This is a genomic window from Mycobacterium sp. 2-64, from assembly GCF_035918375.1.
GTDB classification, from domain to species: domain Bacteria; phylum Actinomycetota; class Actinomycetes; order Mycobacteriales; family Mycobacteriaceae; genus Mycobacterium; species Mycobacterium intracellulare.
Genome location: NZ_CP142361.1, coordinates 3,338,935 through 3,363,407 on the forward strand (window position 1 = coordinate 3,338,935; position 24,473 = coordinate 3,363,407).

The 24,473-nt window shown below is 69.4% G+C and carries 28 protein-coding genes, 1 tRNA gene and 1 other RNA gene; 15 read left to right on the forward strand and 15 right to left on the reverse strand.

Annotated features, from left to right (window positions below):
* Window positions 1–144 precede the first annotated feature (144 nt).
* Window positions 145–1,353, forward strand: coding sequence for a 1,4-beta-xylanase (locus QGN31_RS15625; protein ID WP_201409285.1), 1,209 nt, complete (start codon window positions 145–147; stop codon window positions 1,351–1,353).
* Window positions 1,354–1,363: 10 nt separating this feature from the next.
* Here QGN31_RS15625 and QGN31_RS15630 read toward each other — a convergent pair whose 3' ends face one another.
* Window positions 1,364–1,744 carry a heme-binding protein gene (locus QGN31_RS15630; RefSeq protein ID WP_026071569.1) on the reverse strand — a complete coding sequence of 127 codons (381 nt, stop codon included), beginning with the start codon at window positions 1,742–1,744 and terminating at the stop codon, window positions 1,364–1,366.
* 128 nt (window positions 1,745–1,872) lie between these two features.
* On the opposite strand from QGN31_RS15630, the gene QGN31_RS15635 reads away from it, so the two are divergent.
* From QGN31_RS15635 to QGN31_RS15645, 3 genes are all read left to right on the forward strand, one after another.
* On the forward strand, window positions 1,873–3,084 hold the full coding sequence (locus tag QGN31_RS15635; RefSeq protein ID WP_080588010.1) for an FAD-dependent oxidoreductase: 1,212 nt from the start codon (window positions 1,873–1,875) through the stop codon (window positions 3,082–3,084).
* A gap of 105 nt (window positions 3,085–3,189) precedes the next feature.
* Window positions 3,190–3,444, forward strand: a complete 255-nt coding sequence (locus QGN31_RS15640; RefSeq protein ID WP_008255952.1) for a hypothetical protein — start codon at window positions 3,190–3,192, stop codon at window positions 3,442–3,444.
* Between the two features lie 91 nt (window positions 3,445–3,535).
* Entirely contained in the window at window positions 3,536–5,098 is a 1,563-nt protein-coding gene (locus tag QGN31_RS15645) for a CYTH and CHAD domain-containing protein (RefSeq protein WP_008255950.1), read from the forward strand.
* Window positions 5,099–5,117: 19 nt separating this feature from the next.
* Here QGN31_RS15645 and rnpB read toward each other — a convergent pair.
* An RNA gene (rnpB, locus tag QGN31_RS15650) (RNase P RNA component class A) lies at window positions 5,118–5,519 on the reverse strand.
* 87 nt (window positions 5,520–5,606) lie between these two features.
* Between rnpB and QGN31_RS15655 the strand changes: the two genes are divergently transcribed.
* Window positions 5,607–6,317, forward strand: a complete 711-nt coding sequence (locus QGN31_RS15655) for a 2OG-Fe(II) oxygenase (RefSeq protein ID WP_008255948.1) — start codon at window positions 5,607–5,609, stop codon at window positions 6,315–6,317.
* A gap of 3 nt (window positions 6,318–6,320) precedes the next feature.
* On the opposite strand, the gene QGN31_RS15660 is transcribed toward QGN31_RS15655, so the two are convergent.
* The gene (locus QGN31_RS15660) at window positions 6,321–6,950 is read right to left on the reverse strand and encodes a class I SAM-dependent methyltransferase (protein WP_014941786.1); all 630 of its coding nucleotides are present in this window, start codon (window positions 6,948–6,950) and stop codon (window positions 6,321–6,323) included.
* A gap of 46 nt (window positions 6,951–6,996) precedes the next feature.
* Between QGN31_RS15660 and QGN31_RS15665 the strand changes: the two genes are divergently transcribed.
* The 3 genes from QGN31_RS15665 (at window position 6,997) to QGN31_RS15675 (ending at window position 8,854) form a co-directional block, all read left to right on the forward strand.
* Entirely contained in the window at window positions 6,997–7,569 is a 573-nt protein-coding gene (locus QGN31_RS15665) for a helix-turn-helix domain-containing protein (protein ID WP_014379934.1), read from the forward strand.
* A gap of 84 nt (window positions 7,570–7,653) precedes the next feature.
* A complete protein-coding gene (locus tag QGN31_RS15670) occupies window positions 7,654–8,496 on the forward strand; it encodes a helix-turn-helix domain-containing protein (RefSeq protein WP_014941785.1) in 843 nt (280 codons plus the stop codon).
* Window positions 8,450–8,854, forward strand: a complete 405-nt coding sequence (locus QGN31_RS15675; RefSeq protein WP_014941784.1) for a VOC family protein — start codon at window positions 8,450–8,452, stop codon at window positions 8,852–8,854. The genes QGN31_RS15670 and QGN31_RS15675 overlap by 47 nt, the downstream gene beginning before the upstream one ends.
* Here the strand turns inward: QGN31_RS15675 and QGN31_RS15680 are convergent.
* The 4 genes from QGN31_RS15680 to cobC are packed head-to-tail and all read right to left on the reverse strand — an operon-like array spanning window position 8,843 to window position 12,886.
* A complete protein-coding gene (locus QGN31_RS15680) occupies window positions 8,843–9,982 on the reverse strand; it encodes a bifunctional RNase H/acid phosphatase (protein ID WP_014941783.1) in 1,140 nt (379 codons plus the stop codon). The two genes, QGN31_RS15675 and QGN31_RS15680, sit on opposite strands and share 12 nt — an antisense overlap.
* Window positions 9,979–10,716, reverse strand: a complete 738-nt coding sequence (locus tag QGN31_RS15685; RefSeq protein ID WP_014941782.1) for a zinc ribbon domain-containing protein — start codon at window positions 10,714–10,716, stop codon at window positions 9,979–9,981. Before QGN31_RS15685 ends, QGN31_RS15680 begins: the two co-directional genes overlap by 4 nt.
* Entirely contained in the window at window positions 10,713–11,861 is a 1,149-nt protein-coding gene (locus QGN31_RS15690) for a Nif3-like dinuclear metal center hexameric protein (protein WP_043954764.1), read from the reverse strand. The genes QGN31_RS15685 and QGN31_RS15690 overlap by 4 nt, the downstream gene beginning before the upstream one ends.
* On the reverse strand, window positions 11,858–12,886 hold the full coding sequence (gene cobC / locus QGN31_RS15695; RefSeq protein ID WP_014941780.1) for an Rv2231c family pyridoxal phosphate-dependent protein CobC: 1,029 nt from the start codon (window positions 12,884–12,886) through the stop codon (window positions 11,858–11,860). Before cobC ends, QGN31_RS15690 begins: the two co-directional genes overlap by 4 nt.
* Before the next feature lie 90 nt (window positions 12,887–12,976).
* Here cobC and QGN31_RS15700 point away from each other — a divergent pair, with 90 nt between their 5' ends.
* From QGN31_RS15700 to QGN31_RS15710, 3 genes are read left to right on the forward strand one after another with little or no spacing between them, the layout of a single operon-like run.
* Window positions 12,977–13,642, forward strand: coding sequence for an HAD-IA family hydrolase (locus QGN31_RS15700; protein ID WP_026071565.1), 666 nt, complete (start codon window positions 12,977–12,979; stop codon window positions 13,640–13,642).
* Between the two features lie 55 nt (window positions 13,643–13,697).
* Window positions 13,698–14,132, forward strand: coding sequence for a low molecular weight protein-tyrosine-phosphatase (locus tag QGN31_RS15705; protein WP_230493385.1), 435 nt, complete (start codon window positions 13,698–13,700; stop codon window positions 14,130–14,132).
* Window positions 14,132–14,962 carry an SURF1 family cytochrome oxidase biogenesis protein gene (locus tag QGN31_RS15710; RefSeq protein WP_043954762.1) on the forward strand — a complete coding sequence of 277 codons (831 nt, stop codon included), beginning with the start codon at window positions 14,132–14,134 and terminating at the stop codon, window positions 14,960–14,962. Before QGN31_RS15705 ends, QGN31_RS15710 begins: the two co-directional genes overlap by 1 nt.
* Here the strand turns inward: QGN31_RS15710 and QGN31_RS15715 are convergent.
* Window positions 14,944–15,888: a cobalamin biosynthesis protein gene (locus QGN31_RS15715; protein WP_008255923.1), complete on the reverse strand. Its 945-nt coding sequence runs from the start codon at window positions 15,886–15,888 to the stop codon at window positions 14,944–14,946. The two genes, QGN31_RS15710 and QGN31_RS15715, sit on opposite strands and share 19 nt — an antisense overlap.
* Before the next feature lie 139 nt (window positions 15,889–16,027).
* Here QGN31_RS15715 and QGN31_RS15720 point away from each other — a divergent pair, with 139 nt between their 5' ends.
* Entirely contained in the window at window positions 16,028–16,423 is a 396-nt protein-coding gene (locus QGN31_RS15720; RefSeq protein WP_014941778.1) for a VOC family protein, read from the forward strand.
* 1 nt (window position 16,424) lies between these two features.
* Here the strand turns inward: QGN31_RS15720 and QGN31_RS15725 are convergent, their stop codons facing one another.
* Window positions 16,425–17,552: an epoxide hydrolase family protein gene (locus QGN31_RS15725; RefSeq protein WP_008255919.1), complete on the reverse strand. Its 1,128-nt coding sequence runs from the start codon at window positions 17,550–17,552 to the stop codon at window positions 16,425–16,427.
* Between the two features lie 60 nt (window positions 17,553–17,612).
* Here QGN31_RS15725 and QGN31_RS15730 point away from each other — a divergent pair, with 60 nt between their 5' ends.
* Window positions 17,613–18,350, forward strand: a complete 738-nt coding sequence (locus tag QGN31_RS15730) for an adenosylcobinamide amidohydrolase (protein WP_179960070.1) — start codon at window positions 17,613–17,615, stop codon at window positions 18,348–18,350.
* Window positions 18,351–18,678: 328 nt separating this feature from the next.
* Window positions 18,679–20,235 carry a hypothetical protein gene (locus tag QGN31_RS15735; protein WP_052322841.1) on the forward strand — a complete coding sequence of 519 codons (1,557 nt, stop codon included), beginning with the start codon at window positions 18,679–18,681 and terminating at the stop codon, window positions 20,233–20,235.
* Between the two features lie 54 nt (window positions 20,236–20,289).
* Here QGN31_RS15735 and QGN31_RS15740 read toward each other — a convergent pair whose 3' ends face one another.
* Window positions 20,290–20,520 carry a hypothetical protein gene (locus QGN31_RS15740; RefSeq protein ID WP_083863042.1) on the reverse strand — a complete coding sequence of 77 codons (231 nt, stop codon included), beginning with the start codon at window positions 20,518–20,520 and terminating at the stop codon, window positions 20,290–20,292.
* A 201-nt stretch (window positions 20,521–20,721) separates the two neighbouring features.
* Here QGN31_RS15740 and QGN31_RS15745 point away from each other — a divergent pair, with 201 nt between their 5' ends.
* Complete coding sequence (locus QGN31_RS15745; RefSeq protein WP_014941775.1) at window positions 20,722–21,429, forward strand: site-specific integrase; 708 nt, start codon at window positions 20,722–20,724, stop codon at window positions 21,427–21,429.
* Between the two features lie 14 nt (window positions 21,430–21,443).
* Here QGN31_RS15745 and QGN31_RS15750 read toward each other — a convergent pair whose 3' ends face one another.
* The 5 genes from QGN31_RS15750 to QGN31_RS15770 all read right to left on the reverse strand — a co-directional run bounded on the left by QGN31_RS15750 (window position 21,444) and on the right by QGN31_RS15770 (window position 24,403).
* Window positions 21,444–22,583 carry a light-mediated development protein DET1 gene (locus tag QGN31_RS15750; protein ID WP_158020466.1) on the reverse strand — a complete coding sequence of 380 codons (1,140 nt, stop codon included), beginning with the start codon at window positions 22,581–22,583 and terminating at the stop codon, window positions 21,444–21,446.
* 145 nt (window positions 22,584–22,728) lie between these two features.
* Window positions 22,729–22,803, reverse strand: a tRNA-Val gene (locus QGN31_RS15755).
* 44 nt (window positions 22,804–22,847) lie between these two features.
* The gene (locus tag QGN31_RS15760; RefSeq protein ID WP_014384530.1) at window positions 22,848–23,309 is read right to left on the reverse strand and encodes a peroxiredoxin; all 462 of its coding nucleotides are present in this window, start codon (window positions 23,307–23,309) and stop codon (window positions 22,848–22,850) included.
* Window positions 23,309–23,731 (reverse strand): DUF3052 domain-containing protein, encoded by a 423-nt coding sequence (locus QGN31_RS15765; RefSeq protein ID WP_008255913.1) that lies wholly within the window; start codon window positions 23,729–23,731, stop codon window positions 23,309–23,311. The genes QGN31_RS15760 and QGN31_RS15765 overlap by 1 nt, the downstream gene beginning before the upstream one ends.
* 84 nt (window positions 23,732–23,815) lie before the next feature.
* Window positions 23,816–24,403 (reverse strand): hypothetical protein, encoded by a 588-nt coding sequence (locus tag QGN31_RS15770; protein ID WP_036390648.1) that lies wholly within the window; start codon window positions 24,401–24,403, stop codon window positions 23,816–23,818.
* Window positions 24,404–24,473 lie beyond the last annotated feature (70 nt).

Consider the following 24,473-nt stretch of genomic DNA (forward strand, 5'->3'; position numbering starts at 1 on the left):
CCGGGACCACCGCGCTGAGGGTCCCGCCTCGTTGACCACCACGTTACCCCGGTCACAACGAAAGTGCCGAAAAACGTTGTGTGGCAGGCATGTACGATCGTTGTTAAGAGACGATCCGGACTCAAAAGAGCAAAGGTGGACCACATCGACCGGGGGGACCGTGGTGGCTTCGTACACCGTCGAACGGTGCTGAAGTTCCCGCTGCTAGTGGCAGGAGGCATCGTTTTGGCCCGCACACCGCACGCGTCCGCGCAGCCGCCGCGCACCTCGCCGCAGGCAAGCCGATGGTCACCCGAGCGCGCCAACCGCTGGTATCAAGCGCAGGGCTGGCCGGTGGGCGCCAACTACATCACGTCCAATGCCATCAACCAGCTGGAGATGTTCCAGGCCGATACCTTCGATCCCGGGCGCATCGACACCGAACTGGGCTGGGCCCAGTCCAACGGGTTCAACGCGGTGCGGGTCTTTTTGCACGATCTGCTCTGGGCGCAGGACCACCGCGGGTTCCAGGGCCGGCTCGCGCGGTTTGTCGACATCGCGGCCCGCCACGGCATCAAACCCCTGTTCGTGCTGTTCGATTCGTGTTGGGATCCGTTCCCGCGCCCGGGTCCGCAGCCCGCGCCGCGACCCGGCATCCACAACTCCGGCTGGGTGCAGAGCCCGGGCGCCGAGCGCCTCGGCGACCGCGGCTACGTCCGCACCCTGCGCGGTTATGTCACCGGGATCCTGACCCAATTCCGCAATGACGACCGCATTTTGGGCTGGGACCTGTGGAACGAGCCGGACAACCCCGCGGACACCTACGCCTCAGTGGAGCGCAAGGACAAGCTCGACCTGGTCGCCAACCTGCTGCCCCAGGTGTTCGAGTGGGCGCGGTTGGTCGATCCCCGCCAGCCCTTGACGAGCGGCGTGTGGCACGGCGAGTGGGCCGACCCGGCGCGCCGCAGCGTCATCGCCGGGATCCAGCTCGACAACTCCGACGTCATCACCTTCCACTGCTACGGCGAGCCGGCGGCGTTCGAGAGGCGCATCGCCGAGCTCGTCCCGCTGGGGCGCCCGATCCTGTGCACCGAGTACATGGCCCGGCCGCTGGGCAGCACGGTGCAAAACATCCTGCCGATCGCGAAGCGCACCGGCGTCGGCGCGTTCAACTGGGGATTCGTCGCCGGCAAAACCCAGACGTACTTTCCCTGGGACTCCTGGGACCACCCGAACCCGGATCCAGCGATGCCGCAGGAATGGTTTCACGACTTGCTCGGTCCCGACGGACGGCCGTTCCGCGACACCGAGATTGAGACGATCCTCGAGTTGAGCGACCTAGCGATGCATCTGCGGCCGCCGCCGGCCGGCTGACCCGCAGGCGTCAGCGGCACCGATTCTGGAAGTCGGTGAGCGGCTGGCGAATGCCCTCGAGGTCGGCGTGGGTCTGCGGGTTGGCGTCCATGTACTGCTTCAACTGATCACGCATGTCGCTGCGCGGCTGGCCCTTCAAGCTGGTGAAGTAGTCGTTGACGTCGGGGTGCGTGAACAGGTACGCGGACGTGGCCGCGGCGACGCCCGAGGACACCTGGGCCAGGTCGGCCGCCGTGCAATTGGGTTGCGACGCGGGCGCCGGCTCCGGCTCGTCGGCCGGCACGTCCGCGGCGGCCCAACCCGCCGTCGCGAAAAGCATTGCCACAGTGGCCGCGCAGGCCGCCATCCCGCCGGCAACGGCCCGGGCCGCCGGGCGAACAAAAGACCCCATGCAAACGCTCCTTCGTCGACCATCGCCCAAGGCGAGTGGTATTCGTACCGCAAACCATAAGGGGTTTGCCCGCCGCGCACGCGCGAATCAGGCGGCAAACAAGTGCGCGACCGCGGTAGGGTCGGGCCGTGGCGGAAGTGCTTCAGACCCAGGTTTGCGTAGCCGGTGGGGGCCCCGCCGGTCTCGTTCACGCGCTCTTGCTCGCCCGCGCGGGGATCCGGGTTGTCGTCTTGGAGAAGCACAATGACTTCCTGCGCGACTTCCGCGGCGACACGGTGCACCCAAGCACCCTGCGGATCATGGACGAGCTCGGGCTGGTCGATGAGCTTCTGCGCCTGCCGCACACCAAAGTCGACCGTGTCGCGTTCGACACCGACGGCACGATCCGCACCTTCGGCAACTTCGGCGTGCTCAAACGGTTGGGTTTCAAACAGCCGTACATCGCGTTGATGCCGCAGTGGGACTTCCTCGACTTCCTCGCCGAAAAGGCCTCTGCCTACCCGGAATTCACGCTGATCCGCAACGCCGAAGTCAAGGACCTGATCTTTGACGGCGATCGGGTGATCGGGGCGCGCACGCCCGAAGTGGAGGTGCGCGCCGACCTGGTAGTCGGCGCGGACGGGCGCAAGTCCGCGGTGCGGGCGGCGGCCGGCCTAAGGACCGCCGCCGCGCACTCCCCGATGGACGTGCTGTGGTTTCGGCTCAACTGGCGACCCGGCGATCCGCAGGAGCTGTACGGGGTGGCCCGTCGGGGCCTCACCATGGCGCTGATCTACCGGGGCGACTATTGGCAGATCGCGTATCTGATGCCCAAGGGGTCCGACCCCCGCGACGGGTCGCTGGAGGCGTTCAAAGAGCGCATCGTGGCGGCGCGGCCACAGCTGCGCGAACACGTCGACGACCTTCGTTCCTGGGACCAGACCAGTCAGCTCGACGTGCGGGTGGACCGGCTCGAGAGGTGGTGGCGCACCGGCCTGCTGTGCATCGGGGACGCGGCCCACGCCATGTCGCCGATCGGTGGCGTCGGCATCAATCTGGCTGTCGCCGATGCGGTGGCGGCCGCCAACATCCTGTGCGCCCCACTGCGCGACGGACGTCTGCGCGACGCGGACCTCGCCAAGGTGCAGCGTCGGCGAGAGCTGCCCGCCCGGGTCATCCAGGCGATCCAGGTGTTCGCACAGGACCGGGTGATCGCGCCCAATCTGAACGGCGGTGACCTGTCACCCATCCCGATCCCCGCGATCGTGGGACGGGGCCCGCTGCGCTCCATCCCGCCGATCGCCTTCGGGCGCGGCCTTCGTCCCGAACACGTCCGCACCCCGAACGTGCACACCGCTTAACACTTTTCTGCGGCGGCGTCGGAGGCGGCGTCGATATTCAGATTCCGGGCCCGCCCGCCGCGCTGTGACGGCACAATGCACTGAGGGGTCGGAAGGAGAGTGCAGATGAATCGCCGCCGCGGGCTTGCCGCATTGCTGGTGTTCTCGGGCGTGGTGTCCGTCCCCGCGATTCTCACCGCGGCGCCATCCGCCGATCGGGTCGAAGCGACCGTGTGCGTGGGCGCGGGCCGACGCATCTCGGTAAGCGGCTGCACCAACATCGCCGACAACATCGCCCGCTATGCCCCTCCACCCGCGGTCTATGCGCCGCTGCCGGAGGACGAGACGACGGCTCCGCCCCCTCCTCCGCCGCCGCCATAACGTCGTCACCTCCGTATGGCAGGCTATGGGTCTCATCCCCACCGTCCACCACGTTCAAGGCCGCGGCGACGCGCCCTCAACGGAGCCGAAGATGCCTGCAAAAACGCCGCAGACCTCGCGTCACCTGGAGGTAGAGCGCAAATTCGATGTCGGCGAGTCCACCGTGTCGCCGTCGTTCGAAGGGATCGCCGCGGTCGCCCACGTCGAGAAGGCGCCGACGCAAACCCTGGATGCGACGTACTTCGACACGCCCGCACATGACCTCGCGCGCAACAAGATCACGCTGCGCCGCCGCACCGGCGGCTCCGACGCCGGGTGGCACCTGAAGCTGCCGGCCGGGCCCGACGCGCGCACCGAGGTCCGGGCGCCGCTGGACGCGTCCGGACCCGACGGCAACAACACCGTGCCCGCCGAGTTGGCCGACGTCGTGCTGGCGATCGTCCGTGACCGTCCGCTGCAGCCGGTCGCGCGCATCACCACCGAGCGCGAGAGCCAGGTGTTGTACGACGCCGCGGGCGTCGCGCTGGCCGAGTTCAGCAACGACTCCGTCACCGCATGGTCGACGCGGGGGCCCGATGACAGCTCCGATGAATCCGGTGCGCCGCCCACCGAGCTCGAATGGCGGGAGTGGGAATTGGAGCTCCTCGAAGCGGGCGGCCACTCCAACGGCGCGGCCGGCACCGAACTGCTGAACCGGTTGAGCAACCGGCTGCTGGACGCCGGCGCCGCGCCCGCCGGACACGGCTCCAAGCTGGCGCGGGTGCTCGGCACCCCGCCACCGCCCAACGGCGCGCAGCCGAGCGAGGATCCGTTGCAGCGCGCCATCGCCGAGCAGGTCCGCGAGCTGCTGGTGTGGGATCGCGCCGTGCGCGCCGACGCCTACGACTCCATCCACCAGATGCGGGTGACCACCCGCAAGCTGCGCAGCCTGCTGCGCGACTACCAGGATTCGTTCGGCTTGCCCGACGAGGGGTGGGTCCTGGACGAGCTGCGTGAGCTCGCCGGGATTTTGGGGATGGCGCGCGACGCCGAGGTGCTCGCCGAGCGCTACGAGCGTGACTTGGACGGGCTCGCACCGGAATTGGTGCGCGGTCCGGTGCGCGAACGGCTGGTCGGGGGCGCGCAGCGCCGCTACCAGACCGGCCTGCGCCGCTCGTTGATCGCGATGCGCTCGCAACGCTACTTCCGGTTGCTCGACTCCCTGGAGGCGATCGCGGTCCAAACCCCCGGCGCCGCCGCGGCCGAGGAGCAGGCCCCGGTCACCGTCGAGGCCGCGTACAAGAAGGTCCGCAAGGCCGCCAAGGCCGCCGCCCAGGTCGATCGGGAGAACCCCGGCGACCACCACCGCGACGAAGCGATACATCGAATCCGCAAGCGCGCCAAGCGACTTCGATACACCGCGGCCGCCACCGGGGAAGCCAAAGTGTCCGAGCGGGCCAAGGCCGTGCAGTCGCTGCTCGGTGATCACCAAGACAGCGTGGTCAGCCGGGAACACCTGCGCCAGGAAGCGGACATCGCACACGCCGCCGGCGAGGACACCTTCACCTACGGCCTGCTGTATCAGCGGGAAGCCGACCTGGCGCAGCGGTGCCGCCGCGAACTCGACGGCACGCTGCGCAAGCTCGCCAAGGCGGTGCGCAAGGCCGGGCACTAGTCGCCGAAGGGGCTGAAGGCGGACGAGTTGGCCTGTAAGCCGGATTCTGTTCCCCACCGCCGCGCGTGAGCAACGGCGGTGCGGCGGCGACCATCCATCTGGACACACCGTCACCGGGTGCCTCGAGCGGCCTACCCGCAGGCTCGGGCGAGCAGCCCTCGAACGCCTGCGCGGCCGCACCAGCGGTGCGGCCTTCTTGGCCTTGCTTCGGGTGGGGTTTGCCGAGCCACCCCGGTCACCCGGGATGCTGGTGCGCTCTTACCGCACCGTTTCACCCTTACCACCGCGAGGGTGGCGGTCTGTTTTCTGTGGCACTTTCCCGCGAGTCACCTCGGATTGCCGTTAGCAATCACCCTGCTCTGTGAAGTCCGGACTTTCCTCGAACCGCCTTGCGACGGCCCGCGGCCGCCCGGCCAACTCGTCCGCGACGATAAACGGTACCCGCTGCACCGGGCCGGGGCCAGCAACCGTTTACCGTGGACTCGGATCACGAATGGGAAGGCCCGCGATGTCCCGGTGGAAAAGGCGTGTCGATTCAGGCGATTGGGACGCGATCGCCGCCGCGGTCGACGAGTACGGCGGGGCGCTGCTGCCGCGACTGATCACGCCCAGCGAGGCGGCGCGGCTGCGCGCGCTCTACGCCGACGACGCCCTGTTCCGCTCCACGATCGACATGGCGCCCAAGCGGTACGGGTCCGGGCAGTACCGCTATTTCCACGCGCCCTACCCGGCGCCGATCGAGGAACTCAAACAGGCGCTCTATCCGCGGCTTCTGCCGATCGCCCGCGACTGGTGTGCCAAGCTCGGCCGGGACGCGCCCTGGCCGGACCGCCTCGACGACTGGCTGGCGGCCTGCCACGCCGCCGGCCAGACCCGATCCACCGCCCTGATGCTGAAATACGGTGCCGGCGACTGGAATGCGCTGCACCGGGACCTCTACGGGGACCTGGTGTTCCCCCTGCAGGTGGTGATCAATCTCAGCGACCCGGCCACCGATTACACCGGCGGGGAGTTCCTGCTGGTCGAGCAGCGACTGCGGGCGCAATCCCGGGGCACGGCAACACAATTGCCGCAGGGACACGGCTACGTCTTCACCACGCGGGAGCGGCCGGTGCCCTCGGCCCGCGGTTGGTCCGCGGCACCGGTGCGCCACGGCGTGTCCGTGGTTCGCACCGGGCAGCGCTACGCCATGGGACTGATCTTTCACGACGCGGCGTGAGGGTTATCGGTCTCGCCGCAAGGCGATCACGTGGTCGGGCACCCTGGCCGTTTCCCCGTTGACGGTCATTTCGCGTTCGACGGCCTCGGCCCGCAGCCGCGTCCAGGCGGCGGTGTCCAGCCGCAACGAGGCGATCACCTCCTCGATGCCGAGGAAGGAGTGATCGTGGTGCTGCGCCCACGGCGGCACCGCCCCGTGGTCCACGATCAGCAGCACGCCACCGGGATTCACCCGTTCGGCGGCGTGCCGCAGCACGTCTTCGCGGTCCAGGCGGGCCGGCGAATGAAAGTACTGGGCGGAGATCAGGTCGAACATCCCTTGCGGGAACGTCTCGTTGAGGTTGTGCCGCTGAAAGTCGATGCGGGAGGCCATATTCCGCGCCGATGCGGCCGCGCGGGCGCGTTGCAGCGCGGTGTCAGAGACGTCGACGGCCACCACCTGCCAGCCGCGGTCGGCCAGCCACAGGGCGTCGGCTCCCTCCCCGCAACCCAGGTCCAGGGCGCGGCCCGGCGGCAGGTCGGCGACCACCTCGGCGAGCCGGGGGTTGACCCGGCCGCTCCACACCCGCTCGGTCGAAAGGTAGCGGTCTTCCCAGAATTGCTGGGCGTCATCGGGTTTGCACGAACTGTCCATACCGCGAGCTTGCCGATTCCGCCCCGACTTGCCAAGCTGAATTGCCATGCAGGCAAAAACCCCCGATATCGACCTGGTGGTGCGGCGCAGACTGCGGGAGCTGCGCGCGCAGCGGGGCATGACGCTGCAGGAGGTCGGCGAGCGGGCGGGCATCGACGTCTCGACGCTGAGCCGCCTGGAGTCCGGCAAACGGCGCCTGGCACTGGATCATCTGCCGCGGCTGGCCCGGGCCCTGTCGGTGAGCACCGACGAGCTGCTGCAGACCTCGTCGGCGCCGGACCCGCGGGTGCGCGGCGCCGCGCACACCCACCACGGCGTCACCTACTGGCCGCTGACCCGTCAGGGTCCCGCCGGTGGCCTGCACGCGTTCAAGGTTCGGGTCAGCGCCCGGCGCCGCAACCCGCCCGCCGAGCTGCCCGTGCATGAGGGCCAGGACTGGATGTACGTGCTCTCCGGCCGGATGCGGCTCATCCTCGGCGACCGCGACTTCACCATCGACCCGGGCCAGGCCGTCGAATTCTCGACGTGGACGCCGCACTGGTTCGGCGTGGTGGACGGGCCGGTGGAGGCGATCGTGATCTTCGGTCCGCACGGCGAGCGGCTGCACCTGCACAGCTGACCGGTGCGGCGTTAGCGTGGAGCGATGGACCGGGGCTCGGAATACCATCTCGCACCGCCGCACAGTGCGCCGGGCGTGACGTCCATGGTCGGATACCGCACCCTCGACGTTCCCGAGACCGTGCACCGCGGCATGCCATCCGCGTTGTTGACGTTCATCGTCAGCCTCGACGACGGGGTGGAAGCCGGCGACACCGCCGACGCGCTGGCCGTCGCGCGCCCCAACCCGCTGCTGCTGAGCGGCCTGCACGTGCAGGCCAGCCACGTGCGGCAGCGCCGGGGCCAGGCCGGCGTGCAGCTGGCGGTGCATCCGCTCGCATCGCGCGCGCTGTTCGGCGTGCCGAGCGCCGAGCTTCCCGTCGCCGAGTACGACGCGACCGCCGTGCTGGATCGCGGCGGCCTCGAATTGCACGATCGCGTGACCGAGGCGCACGGCTGGCCGGACGTGTTCGCCCTGGTGGCCCGCTACCTCATCGAGGCGCGGCGGCGCCGCGAGTGCGCGACCGTGCGTCCCGAGGTCGCGCATGCCTGGCACCTGCTGGAGCGCAGCCGGGGCCGGATACCGGTGGCCGCGGTGGCGGAGACGGTCGGCGTGACCACCCGGCACCTGACGACGCTGTTCGGCCAGGAGGTCGGCCGCTCGCCCAAGACGGTGGCGATGCTGATGCGCTTCCAGCACGCGACGGCGCGCATCGCCGCGTCGGCGCGCCGGCACGGACGCGTCGACCTCGCGGGGGTCGCGGCCGCCACGGGGTACAGCGACCAGGCGCACCTGACCCGCGAATTCGTCCGGTTCGTCGGAGTGCCGCCGCGACGGTGGCTGGCCGACGAGTTCCGAAACATTCAAGACGGCGGCCACTCGTTCGGCGCACAGTGGGACCATGACCGCTTCGAATCCGACCGTCTGGTTGACATTGCAGGCCCATGACGCCCCCACGCTGATCGATTACTACGTCGAGACATTCGGCTTCGTCCTCACGGCGCGCTACGGCCAGGGCGAGACCGTCGATCACGCGCAACTGAACTGGCCGTACGGCTGCGGAGGGATCATGCTGGGCAGCCACAAGCCCGACGCGCAGTGGTGCCGCGAACCGGGCACCGCCGGCGGCTACGTCGTCACCGCCGATCCCCACGCGCTCTACGAACGGGTGCTGCGGCACAAGGCCGAGGTGGTGCGGCCGCTGGCCGAAACCGACTACGGCGCACGCGAATTCACCGTCCGCGATCCCGAAGGCAACCTGTGGTCCTTCGGCGACTACGGCGGCGCGTCGCCCTCAGCCGGCTAGGTACGCCGTCTGGTTCACCAATCGCACCGAAGAGGCTCCGTCGGAATAGAATTCGGCGATGCTCAGCGACGCCAGATCGAGGTGCAGCCGGTACAAGATGCCCGGCCCGGCGTCCAGCGCCTCCCGCAGCAGCATCTTGATCGGCGTCACGTGGGACACCACCAGCACCGTCGTGCCTTGCTGGGTGGCGAGGACGCGGTCACGGATCCGTGATACCCGGTCGTGCACCGCGTCGAAGCTCTCGCCGCCCGGCGGGGCGGTGCTGGTGTCGCGCAGCCAACGACGGTGCAGTTCCGGGTCGCGCTCGGCGGCCTCGGCGAACGTCAGCCCCTCCCAGGCCCCGAAATCGGTCTCGATCAGGTCGTCGTCGACGGTCACATCGAGGCCCAGGGCCTTGGCCGCCGCCGCCGCGGTGTCGTAGGCCCGCTGCAGTGGGGAGGAGAAGACCGCCGAAATCCCGCCGCGCTGAGCCAGATACCGCGCCGCCGCGTCGGCCTGCCGCCGCCCCACCTCGGTGAGCGCCGGGTTGCCGCGCCCCGAATAGCGGCGCTGCACCGACAGCTCCGTCTGGCCGTGTCGCAGTAACAGCAGCCGGGTGGGGGTGCCGCGCGCGCCGGTCCAGCCCGGCGCCGTCGGCGACGGTGCCGCAACGGTTTTCGCCGCCTCGGCGCCGGGGGGCTCGGGCTCTTCGGCCGGCTCGGGCGTCTCCGCCGCACCGTTGGCCCGGGCCGCGGCGTCCATCGCCTCGTTGGCCAACCGATCGGCGTGCGAATTGCGCTCCCGCGGAATCCACGAGTAGCTGATCCTGTCGAACCGCGCCGCCAGCGCTCGGGCCTGGGCATGCAGCTCGATCAGGTCGGGGTGCTTGACCTTCCACCGCCCGGACATCTGCTCCACCAACAGCTTGGAATCCAGATACACCGCGGCCTCGCTGGCGCCGAGCTTGAGGGCGTCGTCCAAACCGGCTATCAGGCCGCGGTATTCGGCGACGTTGTTGGTGGCCCGGCCGATGGCCTGCTTGTTCTCGGCGAGTACGGTCGCGCGGTCCTCGGTCCACACCACCGCGCCGTAGCCGGCCGGCCCGGGGTTGCCGCGTGATCCGCCGTCGGCTTCGATGACGACCTTCACTGATCGAATCCCTTGACCCGCAGCAGGATCGCGCCGCATTCCGGGCATCGCACCAGGTCGTCTTCGGCGGCGGCCGAGATGCGGGCCAGCTCCCCGCGGTCGATCTCGAGCCGGCAGGCCCCGCACCGCTTTCCCAGCAGCTGCGCGGCGCCCGGCCCTCCCCCGGCGCGCTGCCGTTCGTAGAGTGCGCACAGGGCCGGGTCCAGCGCGGCGCTCAGCGAGTCGCGTTGTGACGAATGCAACTCGCGGGCTTCGGTGAGCTCGGCGAGCGCGGCGTCGAGCGCCTGCCGCGCACCGGCCATTTCGGCCTCCAGGGTTTCGAGCGCCTTCTGCTCGGTGTCCAGCTGGGACTGCAGCTCCTCCCGACGTTCCATCACCTCGAGCAGGGAATCCTCCAGGCTGGTCTGGCGACGTTGCAGGGTCTCCAGCTCGTGCTGCAGGTCCGCCAGTTGTTTGGCGTCGGTCGCTCCCGACTGCAGCAGCGCCCGGTCACGGTCTTCGCGCTGGCGCACCGCGTCGATCTCCGATTCGAGCCGCTTGACGTGGGCGTCGATGTCTTCCAGGGCGATCCGCACCGCACCGATGCGGTCGCCGGCGGCGTCGTATTCCTCCTGCATGCGCCGGCAGGCCTCTTGCTCCGGCAGATGGGCCGCCCGGTGCGTGAGGCGGGACAGCTCGGCATCCAGTTTCGACAACTCGAGCAGCGAACGTTGCTGTGCCACTTCGGCTTTCATGACCCTTCTCCCCCGGACTCGTTGTCACCGCGCTCGACATTCCAAGGGTCGGTGCGAATCGCGCTCACCCGCACCGCAAGCTCCGCACCGAAACGCGACCGCAGCAGGTCGGCGGCCTGTTCGCACCACGGGAATTCACTTGCCCAATGTGCCACATCGATCAGGGCAACGTCCGAGGCGCGGCGGTGCTCGTCGGCGGGGTGGTGCCGCAGATCGGCCGTGACGTAGGCCTGCACCCCCGCGCCGGCCGCGACGGCCAGCAGCGAATCTCCGGCGCCGCCGCAGACGGCGACCCGCGAAACCGGCATGTCGGGGTCACCCGCGGCCCGCACCCCCCAGGACGTCCGCGGCAACGCGGCGTGCACACGGGAGACGAAGTCGCGCAACGGTTCCGGTCGGGCCAGCGTGCCGACGCGGCCCAGCCCGGCGTCGCCGGGTGGGGGGACCATCGCGAAGATGTCGAACGCGGGCTCCTCGTAGGGGTGGGCGGCGCGCAGGGCCGCCAGCACCGCGGCCCGGACCCGCGCGGGCGCGACGACCTCGAACCGGTCCTCGGGGACCCGCTCGACGTTGCCGACGCTGCCCACCGCGGGCGAGGCCCCCTCGTGCGGCAGGAACTGCCCGATCCCGGTGACGGTCCAGCTGCAATGCGAGTAGTCGCCGATGTGGCCGGCCCCGGCGTCAAACACCGCCGCCTGCACCGCTTCCGCGTTCTCGTTGGGCACGTAGATGACCCACTTGTCGAGGCCGGGCGCGCCCGTCGCCGGCTCCAGCGCGGCCTCGACATCGAGCCCGAGGGCGGCCGCCAGCGCGTCGGACACCCCCGGGTTGGCCGAGTCGGCGTTGGTGTGCGCAGTGAACAGCGAACGCCCGGTGCGGATCAGCCGGTGCACGAGCGCGCCCTTGGGAGTGCTGGCCGCCACGGTGTCCACCCCCCGCAACAGCAGCGGGTGATGGGCCAGCAGCAGGCCGGCGTCGGGAACCTCGTCGACGACCGCGGGCGTCGCGTCGACCGCGACGGTCACCGACTCCAGCTTGTCGTCGGGGTCACCGCATACCAGGCCCACCGAATCCCATGCCTCGGCAAGCCGAGGCGGGTACGCCTCATCGAGCACCGCGATGACGTCGGCCAGCTTCACGCTCACCGGCGCACCTCCGAAATCGCCTGCACCAGCAGCGGCCACTCCCGGCGCACCGCGGCCCGCAGGTACTGCTCGTCCAAGCCGACGAACGTATCACAGCGACGGATGGCAATTCCCCTGTCATGCAGTCGTTTTCGCAATGCAACGGCCTCCGGCATGCGGAACAGCACGAACGGCGCCCGGCCGTCGACCACATCGGCGCCCACCGACGCCAGCCCGGCCACCATCTCGGCGCGCAGCTGCCCCAGTCGCGCCGCCCCGGCTGCCGCGTCGGCAACCGCCTGCGGGGCGCAACACGCCGCGATGGCCGCCAGCTGCAGCGTGCCCACCGGCCAGTGAGCCCGCGTGGCGGTCAACCGCGCCAATACCTCCGGCGACCCCAGCGCGTAGCCCACCCGCAGCCCGGCCAGCGCCCAGGTCTTGGTCAAGCTGCGCAGCACCAGGACGTCGGGCAGCGCGTCACCGGCCAGCGATTCCGGCTCCCCGGGAATCGAGTCTGCGAAGGCCTCGTCGACCACCAGGATCCGGCCGGGCCGGCGCAACGCCAGAAGCTCCTCGCGGCGGTGCAGCACCGAGGTGGGATTGGTGGGATTGCCCACCACGACAAGGTCGGCGTCCTCGGGGACCACCGCGCCCGCGAGGTCGAACGGCGGCCGCAGCACCACGTGGTGCACCGGCACTCCGGCGGCACTCAGCGCCGCCTCCGGCTCGGTGAATGCCGGCGCGATGATCGCCGCCCGCGCCGGGCGCAGGTTGCCCAGCAGCGCGAAGGCCTCCGCCGCCCCGGCCAACGGCAGCACCTCGTCGCGGGCCCGGCCGTGCCGCTGGGCGGCCGCGTCCTGCGCCGCGCGGACGTCGTCGACGCCCGGGTAGCGCGCCAGGTCGGGCAGCCGCGCGGCTAGCCGCCCCAGCAGCCAGTCGGGCGGTTGGCCGTGACGGACGTTGACGGCGAAGTCCAGCATCCCGGGCGCGACGGCCTGATCGCCGTGATAGCGCGCCGCAGGCGGGCTCAGGTTCAGACTCGCCATCCGTGAAACACTAGTGCGCCGCGCGGGCCGGCCGGACGAACACCGGCAACACCGTCGTACCCGTCCGCGCCCATCGAGGACAATGGTGAGGTGACAGGCGCAACGTCCACCGATCGCCAAGCCCCAGGGGCGCAGCTGGTGATCTTCGATCTCGACGGCACGCTGACCGACTCCGCGGAGGGCATCGTGGCCAGCTTCCTGCATGCGCTCGATCACATCGGCGCCCCGGTGCCCCCGGGCGACCTCGTCGCCCAGATCGTGGGCCCGCCGATGGACGACACCTTCCGGTCCATGGAGCTCGGCGACGCCGCCGAGGAGGCGATCGCGGCCTTCCGCGCGGAGTACGGCGCCCGGGGGTGGGCGATGAACGCGCTCTTCGACGGCATCGAGGCGCTGCTGGTCGATCTGCGCGCCGCCGGCGTCCGGCTGGCCGTGGCCACCTCCAAGCTGGAACCCACCGCGCGGCGCATCCTCGCCCATTTCGGGCTCGACCACCATTTCGAGGTCATCGCCGGGGCGAGCCCCGACGGCTCCCGCAAAGCCAAGGTCGAGGTGCTCGCCCATGCGCTTTCGCAGCTGGAGCCGCTGCCCGAGCGGGTGCTGATGGTCGGCGACCGCAGCCACGACGTGCACGGCGCCGCCGCGCACGGCATCGACACGGTGGTGGTCGGCTGGGGGTACGGCCGCGCCGACACGTTCAGCGGGGTGACGCACGCCGCGACCGTCGACGAGCTACGGAGGGCCCTGGGTGTCTGAGCGCGAGCCGCTGCACATCACGTTCGTGTGCACCGGCAACATCTGCCGGTCGGTGATGGCCGAGAAGATGTTCGCCGACCAATTGCGCCGCCGGGGTCTGGGCGACGCGGTGCGGGTGAGCAGCGCCGGCACCGGCAACTGGCACGTCGGCGAGTGCGCCGACGAGCGGGCCGCCGGCGTGCTGCGCGCCCACGGCTACCCGACCGAGCACCGCGCCGCGCAGGTCGACGCCGAGCACCTGGCGGCCGATCTGGTGGTGGCCCTGGACCGCAACCACGCCCGGATGCTGCGGCACCTGGGCGCCGACGAGGACCGCGTCAAGATGCTGCGGTCTTTCGATCCGCGCACCGGCGCGCACACCCCCGACGTCGACGACCCCTACTACGGTGACACCAGCGACTTCGAACGCGTCTACACCGTCATCGAGGCCGCGCTGCCCGGCCTGCACGACTGGGTCGATGAACGCCTCGCGCAGAACGGGTCGGGGTGATGCGCAGGTTGGCGTTCGTGCTGCGCCCGGGCTGGATCGTGCTGGCACTGGTGGTCATCGCGTTCGCCTATCTGTGCTTCACGGTGCTCGCGCCGTGGCAGCTGGGCAAGCACAACAGGACCTCGCGGGAGAACCACCAAATCGAGCACTCCCTGAACACCGCGCCCGTCCCGGTGAAAACCCTGCTGCCGCAGCAGAACTCGGCCGCCCCCGGCCATCAGTGGCGTCAGGTCACCGCGACCGGGCATTACCTGCCCGACGTCCAGGTGCTGGCCCGGCTGCGGGTGATCGACTCCAAACCGGCCTTCGAGGTGCTGGCGCCCTTCGTCGTCGACGGCGGCCCCACCGTGCTGGTCGACCGCGGTTACGTGCGTCCGTTGGAGGGATCTCGCGTTCCGCCGATCCCCCGCCCGCCCGCCGACACGGTGACCGTCACGGCGCGGCTGCGCAACTCGGAGCCCCCCGTGGCGGGCAAGGATCCGTTCGTGGGAGACGGTGTGCAGCAGGTGTATTCGATCGACACCGGGCAGATCGACGTGCTGACCAAGGTCCCGCTGGCCGGGTCCTATCTGCAATTGGTCGACGGTCAGCCCGGCGGCCTCGGGTTGGTCGGCGTGCCGCAGCTGGACGCCGGCCCGTTCCTGTCCTATGGCATCCAGTGGATCGCGTTCGGCATCCTCGCCCCGATCGGGTTGGGCTACTTCGCCTATTCCGAGATCCGGGCGCGCCGCCAGGAAAAGCAGTCACCCTCCGCCGCGTCGGCGCCCGCCCCCGAGGCACCGCAGACGGTGGAGGACAAACTCGCCGACCGTTACGGCCGACGCCGATAACCCGACAGCAGCCCGGCCAGCAGCGCGGCGCCCGCTTGCACCAGCGACGACAGCGCGACCGCGCGCCGCAGGTCGGCCACGGTGGGTTCCCGGCCGTCACCGAGCGTCGGCCGGATCTGCAGCTCGTGACGGTATTGGGTGGGCCCGCCCAGGCGCACACCCAGCGCCCCGGCGAACGCCGCCTCGACGGCGCCGGCGTTGGGGCTGGGATGGCGGCCGGCGTCGCGCCGCCACGCCCGCGCCGCCCCCGACGCTGAGCCGCCGACCAGGGGCGCCGACAGCACCGCCAGCGACGCCGTCACCCGCGCGGGAATGTAGTTGGCGACGTCGTCCAATCTCGCTGCGGCCCAACCGAATCGGAGGTAGCGCGGCGACCGGTAGCCGACCATGGCGTCCAGGGTGTTGACGCCGCGGTAGGCCAGCACCGCGGGCACCCCGCCGGCCGCCGCGTAGAGCAGCGGCGCCACCTGGGCGTCGGAGGTGTTCTCGGCGACCGATTCCAGTGACGCCCGGGTCAGGCCCGCGCCGTCCAGCGACGCGGGGTCGCGCCCGCACAGCGACGGCAGCAGCCCGCGCGCGCCCTCGACGTCGCCGCGCTCCAGCAGCTCCGCCATGGCCAGCCCGGTGCGCGCCAACGACGTTCCGCCCAGGCAGACCCAGGTGGCCGCGGCGGTCACCGCGATCGAGCACGGCCGGCCGCCGCGCCCGGCGGCCCGTTGCGCCGCCGCTCCCAGCAGTCCCAACGACCCGATCAGCAGGCCGACATGGACGGCGCCGGCGGCCCTGCTCTCGCGGTAGGTCAGGCTCTCCAGCGCGGCGGCGGCCGTGCCGAACGCGGCGACGGGGTGGCCGCGTCGCGGGTCGCCCAGCGCGCGATCGGCCAGGTAACCGACCAGCACGCCGGCCGTGCGGGGCGTCGCAAACACCCCGGCAGCGTCTCACACCGGAGGTGACCGTCCCCACGAGGCGCCCGGCGCGCGACCCGGGTCGCATCACTTTGCCTGTGGGGCAGGCGATCTCGGGCACGCCGGGCCTACCGGCGCGTCCGGGGCTAGAGTCGACACCATGGCTTTCCCAGCGCTCAACCACGTCGCGGTCACCGTGCGCGACATCGAAGTCAGCGGCCAGTGGTATCGCAACCTGCTCGGCACCGACCCGATGCTCGACGAGCACACCGACGCCGGCTTCCGGCACCAGGTGTGGATGCTCGACGGCGGCACCGTCTTCGGAATTCACCAGCACGACCGCGCGGCCCCCGACGAACGATTCAGCGAACACCGCGTGGGCCTGGACCACGTCGGCTTCGGCTGCGCCGGGCGCGCCGAGCTGGAGAACTGGGTCACCCGGCTGGGCGAACTGGGCATCGAGCACGGCGGCATCGTGGACGCCCCCTACGGCTCGGGCCTCAGTTTCCGTGATCCCGATGGCATCGCGCTCGAGTTCTTCGCCCCGCCGGGCTGATTCAGCGCACCGTCGCGAAAAACGCGCGCAGATCCTCGACGAACAGCTCCGGTTCCTCGAACGCCGCGAAGTGCCCGCCGCGCGGCATGTCGGTCCAGTGGGTGATGTTGTAGACCGGCTCGCACCAGCTGCGCGGCGCCTTGAGCAGTTCGCCGGGGAAAGCCGCGACGCCCGTGGGCAATTCGACGCGGTCTCCCCTACCCCACACCGCGAAGCTCTCCCAGTACAGGCGGGCCGAGGACGCGGCGGTGTTGGTCACCCAGTAGACCATCACGTTGTCGAGCAGCTCGTCGCGGCTGACCGCGTTCTCGGGATGCCCGTCGCAATCCGCCCAGTCCCAGAACTTTTCGACGATCCACGCCAGCTGGCCCACCGGCGAATCGGCCAACCCGTAGCCCAGCGTTTGCGGCCGGGTGGACTGTTGCTTGGAGTAGCCGGTGCCCCATTTGCGGTGATTGGCCAACCCGGCCATGGCTTGCCGCTCCTCCTCGGTGGGATTCGACAGCGCTTCCTTGGTGGGCCTGCCGACCGGCATGTTGAGGTGGATGGCCGCGCAGTGGCCCCGGTTGCGGCCGATCTGGGTGGTGACCGCGGCGCCCCAGTCGCCGCCCTGGGCGCCGTAGCGCTCGTAGCCCAGGCGCACCATCAGCGTTTCCCACGCCTCGGCGATCTTTTCCACGCCCCAGCCCGCGCCGTTGGGCTTGCCGGAGAACCCGTAGCCCGGCAGCGACGGGCACACGACGTGGAAGGCGTCCTCGGCGCGACCCGACGCGGGGTTGGTCAGCGGCTCGATCACCTTGTGAAACTCCACGATCGAGCCCGGCCAGCCGTGGGTGATCACCAACGGGAAGGCGCCCTCGTGCGGCGAGCGCTGGTGGATGAAATGGATGTCGAGCCCGTCGATCTCGGTGATGAAGTGGTCGAAGCGATTGAGCGCGGCCTCCCGCGCCCGCCAGTCGTAGTCGTTGGCCCAATAGTCGGCCAGCTCGCGGGTGTAGGCCAGCGGCATGCCCTGGCTCCAGTCGTCGACGCATTCGGCCTCGGGCCAACGGGTTCGGGCCAGCCGCGCGCGCAGATCGTCGAGAACCTCGTCGGAAACGTCGATGCGGAACGGTTTCACGCGCTTCATAGTGCCGCCGTCGGTGACACCGGCGACGCGCGGGGTGGGTCGGCACGCGAGGATGTGACCATGGATCCCAGGTTGACCACGCGAGTGGAACACAGTCGGTCGATCCCGTTGCTCGTCTGGCAATTCCGCGAGCCCCGGCTGTGCATCTCGTCGGGCCCGCTCGGCGGCGGCGTCGGCGCTCGCGACTGGTTGGTCAACGCGACGGTCCCCCTGGATTACGACCGGACCGACCCGGACCGCCACCTGACCGAGATCGGCTCCGCGCTGGGTCTCGCCGGCACCGGCTGCGGGCTGCTCACCGCGGTCGACGTGACCCGTCACCACCTCGCCGCCGACGGCGGTGTGCACGCCACCGCGACGGTCGGGCTGTCCAGCCCCGCCTGGGCGGCCGCGCCCGACCGGCACTTCCGCCGGGAGGTGCCGGCCGGCCTGCGCACGACCGCGTTCACCGACTACGAGATCGTCGAGTACCGGCCGCTCACCGATGGCGACGGGTACCGGGTGGGGACCATCAACATCGTGGTCGCGGTGCCGGTGCGGCTGTCCGGGGCGGCCCTGGTCAACGCCGTGGCCACCGCCACGGAGGCCAAGGCGCAGGCGTTGCACGAGGTCGGGGTGCGCGCCACCGGAACCGCGTCGGACGCGATCGTCGTGCACTGCCCGACGGACGGGGCCGAGGAGACCTACGGCGGGCCGCGCTCGGTGTTCGGCGCCCGGATCGCCCGGGCGGTGCACGCCGCGGTGCTCGCCGGCGCCCGGGCCTGGATTTCGGGGCCCGAGTACCGGCCCTCCGGATAGGGCCGCGCACGTAACGGCAGGGCGAAAATCGGCGCCTAAAGTCGCCCCCACGTTACGGCCGCGAACCGCCAAAAGGAGTGGGCGCGGACGGTATCGAACCGCCGACCGCTGGTGTGTAAACGGACCGGAACGTGTGAACCTGTGTCCGTCGGTGTCCGATATGTCCAGCTCAGCGGTGGTTCGTTTGTCCACCTTGTCCACTGCGTTCGCCCCGTTCGCCTCTGTCTTGGCAACTTGGTGGCAACACGGCGGACGGTGTTCGACACGCGACGGACAGACCAAGAGGACACGTCCGAAAGTGTCGGACACCCGCGCGACAATGAGAATCATGGCCTCGTCTACCGCCGCCCAGACCGCTCCGGTGATCCCCTCGGACGGCCCGCACGCGAAGTTCCTCCGCTACCCCCGCGCAGTCGCCAAGGAGCATCCACAGCTGTTCCCGATCACACCCGCGACACGGCCTCTCGTCGTGGGCCTGGACCTACGCACGCTAGGCCCGCAGCCCGCCGACTACGAGGACCTAGTGCACGTCCTGCGCCGGGATGTCGTCACCCCGATGCTGATGGTGTTCGAGGATGACGACGCTGCACTGGCCACCGCCTGGATAGAGGCGTGCGAGATCGAAGAGCATTACGTCATCCACTACACCGACCCGCAAAGCGCAGGCCGCTTCCTGGACTCGGTGGAGTTCAGCGTCTCGACCATGCATGGTGAAGAGAGTTGGGGATGGCGCAAGTGCCGCTTCTTCGACGTCTACGCCCTGCTCGATGCACAAAACACGTCGGCGACGGGCTTGAGCAGTGATGACCGCATACGCGGGGCGGTACTCGCCGCCACCGGCTTCGGCCTGGGCACCGACGTCGTCGTGTCGCTCGCGCCAACCGTGGGGCGCGCCGATGTGGGCGACAACGACATCGTCACCACGGTCACACCCGACGATTTGCACCCAGTGTTTGGCCATTACCTGCGAATGACCGGTAACAGAACCGTCGCCGAATACCGGTCGGGTGGGCAGTCCATCAGCATTACCCAGAAGATGGAGCCTCCTTCGGTGAAGGAGGTGTACGACATCGGCCTGGCCAGCTTGCTCGGCTGGCTGGACATGTTCCGCATCGTCGCCGTTCAGCTCAGAGACTTCCAGGCGGTCGCCGAGATCGACACCATACGGACACGAATCCGCCGGGCAGCTCGCGCGCTCGACGAGGTGATTGCAGCACTGAGCCGAACCAACGGGCGCGACGCCGCCCCCACGGCGGACACCATCGAGTTCGTCAGCGAGGCGTTCGACCGCGAATTGCTGTACCTGATGGCCGTGTTCGATGGCTACGGGCGCGCCTTTGTGCGCTGGCTCGATCCGACATCGGGCAAGGACTTGCGCAAGTCGCTGCACTCGTCCAAGACGCTCGATGATTACGTGGACCCCAACTACCCCAGTGCGCCACAGCTGCCCCGGTTGCATGAGTTGCAGCGGTTCGCGTTCGCCTGCTCCCAGTTGCGCAACCGTATTCACGATGCCGTCCTGCCCACCGGCTCATTTACCAACCGGACCTACGGCAATAGCCAGGCCATCGCGATTGACCTCGGCCAGACGGACGTCGAGTTGACCCAGGAGTTGGTAGACCGCCTCGGGGTCTGGCGCACCACACCGCCTAACGCGATCTTCGGCCAGCCGACGACTGTGGCCGAGGTCGCCACTACCGCCGTGGAGCTGTTCAGAGCAAGCCTGGAGTACGTTGACCTGTTCACGCACCTGATCATGTGCACCAAGCCGGTGAACGCTCCCGACGCCGCCGAGCTGCTCGGCAAAGTGACCGATACCGGATACAGGCCGCCGGAACCGCACCCCACCGAGGCGCTTTACCGTCAGCTATTCCGCTGGGACTGAGCAGGGTCACCAATCACGCCAGGCCATCGGCTTCATAGATCAGTGCCCGGCGGGTCACGCCGCTGGCAGGCCGACAGTCTTAGCCGTCCACAGGTCGTCGCGCCGCCAAGTGTGCCCGCAGCTCGCGCAGCGGTACTTGCATAGCGCCCGCCGGCCACGCCCGGCTGTCACCGCGTAAGGCGCGGTCATCGCGGCCAGGCGCACCGGCCTGTCGGCCTGACCACCGGCCGGGCAGCACTGCGGGCAGTAATCCACCGCCCAGCCGTCGGATGTGGTCGTCGTCATGTTCGGTTCTCCCTCGGTGTCGTCGTCGTCGGTGTTGTCGCGCGGTCGCCGCCGCCGAGGCACGGACAACGACCGGGTGAAGTCAGGCCGGTACGGGCCGCTTGGGCGCGGCCACTGGCGGCACCTCCCGGAGACCGGCGCGAATGTTGGCGAGCTGCACACTGCTGCGCCGCCGTCATCGACACCGAGCGCGGCCAGTACATGCTCCTGGACCAGGGCGTGCTCGCGCGCAATGTCGTTGCGCTGGTGGACCGCCCGAAGGACCGCGACGCCAACGACGCCGAGGGCCAGGACGACAGCGACGACGACGCCGAACGTGCGTGGACGCTGGCCGAGGCCGAGACGTTCCGCGCGGCGGTGGCTGATGATCGGTTGTTCGGGCTGTGGCTGTGCTCCCTTTACGGGATGCGTCGCAGTGAGGTGGTCGGGTTGCGGTGGAGCGCAATCAATCTCGACACCGGCACGCTGCGCGTGCGCAAGGGTCGGGTGAACGTCGGCGGCCAGGCGGTGGAGGATGACCCCAAGTCCGAGCGGTCCAAGCGGTCGCTGCCCCTACCGGCCGACGTGACCGAGGCGCTGCGCAGCCTCAAGACACACCAGCGCGCCGAGGCCCTGGCCCTCGGTGTGTCATGGTCGGATGACCGCTTAGTGGCCGTGCACGAGGACGGCAGACCCGTTCGCCGTGACTGGTATTCGGACACGTTCGACCGGCTGCGCGAGCGGGCCGGGCTGCGCCGGATTACCTTGCACGGCCTGCGGCACACCAGCGTCAGCCTGATGTTTGACCGTGGTGTCGCGCCCCATGTGGTTGCCGCCTGGCACGGCCATAGCCCCGAGGTCGCGTTGCGCATCTATACCCACGTCAAGGCCGCCGAGCTGCACGCGGCCGGGTCGGCGCTGTTCGGCTGACAACTCCGATTCGGTTATGCGGAGCCGCTGACCGTGCTGGTCGAACTGTTGGAGGGCAGCGTTTCGGCGGCGGCGTCTTTGAGGTACTGCCGAACGGCGGTGATGAGGTCGGGCACGTCGGTCGCGAGATCCAAGTAATACCCACCATAAGTGATCACACCATTCGCGACGATCTGATCATGATCAAAAATACTGTGCGCATTGATGTTTGGATTGCGTCGAACCTCGCCGACCGCGCGCTCATCGATGTGCTCGTAAGAGTCACGAATCTGTACCACGCACTCACGCAAGTTGGTGATCGTCATCGGCAGCGAGACACTCGTTCCGATCGCGTCCATTGCGTCCGCGCACATGGTCATCGCCCGATTCAACGCGACGATGGCCATCTCCGTCGTGCCGATGAGCTCGAACGCCGCGCGCCGGAGCGCAGGTGCCCCCTCGGGGGGCCGGTTCTGCAGTTGGTCCCGCAACTCGCCGACCCTTTCGAAGAGGGTCTGTGCCCGGTCCAGCCGCCTGGCCGCTGAGAGCAGGTACCGTTGCTTGTCCTCGGAATGGCCAGTACCGAAGCGCATCCAGGTGAACAAGACGGGCGTCAGCGGCACATAACCGGTGACCCCTTCGCCTTCCCATTGGTCAACATAGTCGATTTCCAGGCGGATATCGTCAAGAATAAGTTGGTCACCAGGGCGCACATGCGCGCGGCGTCCGTCGTCGGGTTCGTCGTGCCGCAGGGTCCGCGCGAACACCCTTCCTGGCTCCTCGCGAGTCGGCACAATTCGTTGCCACAGTAGGTAACCTTCATCGCCCTCCATGGCGGTGTGGTGGCTGATGTGAGAAATGTGCTCCATCACAGCCACTTCGTCCCCGGTGAAGAGAGGAACGCCATCGTCCAAGGGGTCGTCAGCCGCAGCTACCCTTCGGACGTATAACTCGGCGAGGTCGTTCTTTAGAACCGTCCCTTCGTCACCGGGAGACGCTCGGATGTTCGGAGGCTGGGGGTCGCACGGGTCGACCGCGCGGACGTAGACCCTGTTGCCGTCGCGCGAGCTGAGCATGGCCCGCTCCGGCGGCTGGTCCGAGTTGTTGAGTTTGAACGCCACCAGGCATCCGGTTGGCTGGGGTTGGTTGTCGTCCACGTCGCCGGTACCGCTCACGGCTGCCAGGTTATCGCCGGGCGCCGACACCTCGGCCGACAACTAGTCCTCGCCCCTTGGCAACATATTGGCAACTTGGCCGCCCGATCAGGCATCCGGCGTAGACCGGAATCGCTCCGAAATTGCTGTCTAGCTGGTGTTTTAGTGGTGGGCGCGGACGGTATCGAACCGCCGACCGCTGGTGTGTAAAACCAGAGCTCTACCACTGAGCTACGCGCCCGTTGCTGCGGGCAGGCTACCCGCCCGCCGGCCAAGTCCCCAAAATCAGGCCCGCAAGGCCGCCAGGGCGTCGGTCCACAACCGTTGATCGCGCGACTCACCGGGCTGTTTCATCTCGGCGAATCGAATGATCCCGGCCCGGTCGACGACGAACGTCCCGCGGTTGGAGTAGCCGGCGTCCTCGTTGAACACGCCGTAGCTCTGGCTGACCGCGCCGTGCGGCCAGAAATCCGACAGCACCGGGAAGGTGAAGCCGCTGTCCAGCGCCCAGACCCGGTGCGTGGGCGGCGGGCCCACCGAGATGGCCAGCACCGCGCTGTCGTCGTTCTCGAAGTCGGGCAGATGATCCCGCAGCTGGTCCAGCTCGCCCTGGCAGATCCCGGTGAACGCCAGCGGGAAGAACACCAGCAGCACGTTCTTGGCGCCGCGGTAGGAGCTCAACGTGACGCGTTGTTGATTCTGGTCGCGCAGAGTGAAGTCCGGGGCGGCGGTGCCGACCGACAGCATCAACGCTTCCCGGCCCGGGACTTGGGCTGCACCAGACGGCTGGCGGCCCAATCCCCCAGGTTGACCGACGAGGTCGGCATCAGACCGGCGGTGGGGGCCGCCTCGGCGATCTCGGCCGGCAGCACGTGTCCCGGTTTCCCGGTCTTGGGGGTCAGCACCCAGATCACGCCATCCTCGGCGAGCGGGCCGATCGCGTCCATCAGCGTGTCCACCAGGTCGCCGTCGCCGTCGCGCCACCACAGCAGCACGACGTCGACTACCTCGTCGGTGTCCTCGTCGAGCAGCTCGCTGCCGCAGGCTTCCTCGACCGCCGCGCGGATCTCATCGTCGGTGTCTTCGTCCCAGCCCCACTCCTGGACAACATGGTCGGGTTGGATGCCCAGTTTGCGAGCGTAGCTCGGGGCGTGATCCGCCGCGACCACCGTGGAGCCTCCTTCAATTCCCTCGCGATGTGCGCTTCGGGATTATCGTCGCACAGCGCGAACCCCGTTCACACTTCCGCCTCATTACGTTGCCAAGCAGAGTTTGATCGCCTTCTTTTTCGTGTCGTTGAGCTGATCGACGCGTTTGTTGAATTCCGACGTCCCCGCGTGTGTGCCAATGGCGTTGGCCACCGAGTGCGCGGCGTCGATGTACGCGTTGAACGCGTCCTTGATCTGCTGCGACATCGCATCATTGAAGCTGTTGGCCACCGTGGTGGCGCTGTCGTTGAGGGCGTCGATCGCCGGGCCCTCGGTGGGGCCGGTGCCGCGGCCCGAGTTGAACGCCTGGACGAATTCGTTGGTCTTGTCGATCGCGTTCTTGCTGGTGGTGATCAGCGAGGCGCAGGCGGTACGCACCGCCTTGGTGGTCAGCGACTGCTGGCGCTGGGACTCCCGGACGCTCGACGTCGCCGACGAGGCCGACACCGACGCGGACACCGACTGGCGGTAGGCGGGGGCGACTTTGGTGTCCGGGGTCGCCGTTCCGTTGGTGACGGAGGTGCATCCCACGATGCCCATCAGCGCGGCGGCGACACAGCCCAGGGCCAACGCGCCACGCCGGGGGAAAGCCCCCACCTGCCTCGGGGGGACGGCACGCCACCGGATGAGCACAGGCCTGACGTTACCGGGTGGCTTGTGCACCCGCCCCATACACGCCGAGTTGACGCGCACCGGGTGAGCC